The sequence below is a fragment of the Paenibacillus sp. 01T424 genome (assembly GCF_056398745.1).
Window position 1 is genome coordinate 1 of sequence record NZ_JBFTPZ010000101.1, and the last position, 2,676, is coordinate 2,676.

Annotated in this window: 3 protein-coding genes and 1 pseudogene; all 4 read right to left on the minus strand. The window is 40.6% G+C overall.

Annotated elements, in window-relative coordinates; genetic code table 11:
- Positions 1-322: pseudogene (locus tag AC1DPK_RS34015) on the minus strand (hypothetical protein); the annotation flags it as partial.
- A gap of 832 nt (positions 323-1,154) precedes the next feature.
- Complete coding sequence (locus tag AC1DPK_RS34020; protein ID WP_339209454.1) at positions 1,155-2,069, minus strand: phosphotransferase; 915 nt, start codon at positions 2,067-2,069, stop codon at positions 1,155-1,157.
- A gap of 65 nt (positions 2,070-2,134) precedes the next feature.
- Positions 2,135-2,287 carry a hypothetical protein gene (locus tag AC1DPK_RS34025; RefSeq protein ID WP_477513017.1) on the minus strand — a complete coding sequence of 51 codons (153 nt, stop codon included), beginning with the start codon at positions 2,285-2,287 and terminating at the stop codon, positions 2,135-2,137.
- Positions 2,288-2,394: 107 nt separating this feature from the next.
- The coding region (locus AC1DPK_RS34030) for a hypothetical protein (RefSeq protein WP_477513018.1) at positions 2,395-2,676 on the minus strand (282 nt) is incomplete at its 5' end.

Sequence of the window (2,676 nt, forward strand, 5' to 3'; positions counted from 1 at the left end):
CCCACTCAGGGAGATCCTCCACATCCGGTTGGTCCATATGGGGTTGAATCCTGCTCCATGCTTGCATAAGCTGCCCGCTATAGCGCTGGAACTGCTCCTGGCTGACCCACTCAGGGAGATCCTCCACATCCGGTTGGTCCATATGGGGTTGAATCCTGCTCCATGCTTGCATAAGCTGCCCGCTATAGCGCTGGAACTGCTCCTGGCTGACCAGACAAAACCATACTGGAGCGAGAAAATTATTCGTCTCGAAAGCTGTATTCTCATAATCGACCGAATCTGTATCGGCGTTTGTAACGTACAGGAATGTCCGGTTTCCCATAAAAGATCCTTTCCTCCTACCTTTGTTTCACATCCAATAATGGAACCAAAAAGCGATTCTATAAGTTCGTCATTTTATGATGAAAATAAAGTGAGAAGGGCGCCCGCAATTAGAGTGCCCTTCTCTCGTTTGCAATGCAACTGCACCTATTGATCCGTTTGGATTGAGCGGAGTCAGGCTCAGGCAACCGCCGCCCGTACTCGATTTTGGTGACACTTCGCGGCGACAGCTTCATCCGAGGCGGTATTTTGAATTACAAAATTGGCAGTCTTCGTAATTTTAATCACTGAACCCTTTTCCAACAATTTTTTTTATCCAAATCAACATATACCGTGATACTTTCAGTTGAAACACTCAGTATGATTTAATGTAACGGAGTATACTTCTTTTCCGTAATAGCTACCAATTAAATTAGCAAATTATTATTAACAGTCACTTTCCTTACAACTGAATCTTTCGGACTCACAGGAATTTGGTCTTGTTTTTCATCATTAAGACTGTTGAAAGCAGTCATCTCAATTGGTAACTCACTTCTTTCAGATTGAAATAGATTACGTCCGCTAAAGATATTGTTAAAAGGATAAGTATCGGAATAAATAACAATCTCTTCAAGATATCCCTCCTACCGCATCAAGTCCTTTAGCTAATCGTTACTTCAATGAAGCAACAATTCCGCTCGGCACATAGTTTTAGCATTATACTTCAAACGAGATAAGGTATTAAGATGTTGCGTTAAACTACCCGTTAATGTAACGAAGCTGCCGATCCTTGCCCGCAACCTCCTCCGAATTGAGTGTTGAGCTATAGTTCCTCGTTAGCGGAATGACCTTTCTTAATCAGCGAGAGCACGTTTTATGATCGCTTTTGCTTCAGCAACCAACTTTTCATCTTTATAATCAATTGCCTGCATCATGATCAAAATGGGAATGTATATGGCTATCAATCGAGCTAATATCTTCGTTTCTTCATCGACATCCCCATATTCTTTGAAAAAGTCTGAACGCGCATCCGGAGGCAAAAAGCTATACGCGACATTCAAGTCGCAAGCAGGATGTCCGATATTGATATCTCCCCAGTCGATAATCCCTGAAATTATTCCATTCTCGTCTACCAGCATATTTTTAAAATGAAGGTCTCCATGGAGGAATACGTTTTTGGGTTTCACTTTTTCAGTTCCAAGCTGTTCCAAATAGTTCGATAATTCACGATACTCTTCTTCACTAAAATGAAGGGCAAGGTCGGAAATGAATTTATGCAACTTTTCTTTACGCATTGCAATATCAATCAAATTTCTATGGTCATGTTGAACTCCATTTTCTTGGGCAATTTGCACAGGGAATGCATGTAAGCTTTTTAAAAATTGCGCGAGCGTTGTTGCTGATACCGCACGTTGCTTGTCAGTTAATCCGATTGGAAACTCTCCTGATAAATAGGGGTAGCCTAGGAAAGGTGCAGGATAATTATAATCCCCTTCCCCAAAAAATAGCGGTAACGAATATGCAATGGAACAATAATCTTTAAGCTTAGGTAGTATCTTTCCTTCCATCCTTAAACGATTAATTGCAACTTCTCTTCTTGGAAAGCGAAATACATATTCAACCCCGACAAGAAAAACAGTGTTATCCCAGCCGTATCCTAGTTTTTGTACGCTTTGTGAAGCTAACTGCGGAAACTGACTGCTTATTAATTTATGAGCCAATTCTTCTGATACTTCCCATTCCGCATCCCATTGATTCGTACTTCCCATATCCATTTATCGACTCCCTCACGAAAATAGAAAATAGGCTCGACTAGCCTGTTCCATTTACAACATCATATCATTAATTTGTTCTTCTGTTCGAGAACAACCTTACCGTCTGTTCCTCTATCCTGCCAGTTAGCGTAACGGCGAAGGGCTGCCACGCGGCAGCCCTTTTGGTTTTCAACTATCGTCTCCCGATAATCCAATAACAACATCAGACTCATTCCCTAGGATATCCCATGCTATTGATACTAATTAATCCTCTCTAAATATAATCCATTTATCATGCTCTTTTACCATCGCGAAACTAGGGTCAAATATTGAACCGGCCTTATCTAAAAAAATCACTACCAAGTAGTTCTACTTTAGATTCTACTCCGAATTCGTTTTGGATGGCCTTTGCTCTATTATCCGGGTCGTGACGAATCCATAGTATTTTCTCAATATTATCTCGATTTTCGTATAAACCAGTCAGAACTCCTTTCACATCAATTTTATGAAAATCTTTGATATCATTCCTATTCATTGCATCATACAGTTTAAAGATTGTTGATAGAATATCGGGCGGTATGGAACTGTCAACAATAGGTGTTCTTTCACTTCCATCCAAGAG

Excerpts from the sequence above, each read along its gene's own strand:
- AC1DPK_RS34025 (WP_477513017.1), bottom strand. The coding sequence starts at position 2,287 with ATGAGTCTGATGTTGTTATTGGATTATCGGGAGACGATAGTTGAAAAC.
- AC1DPK_RS34020 (WP_339209454.1), bottom strand. The coding sequence starts at position 2,069 with ATGGGAAGTACGAATCAATGGGATGCGGAATGGGAAGTATCAGAAGAA.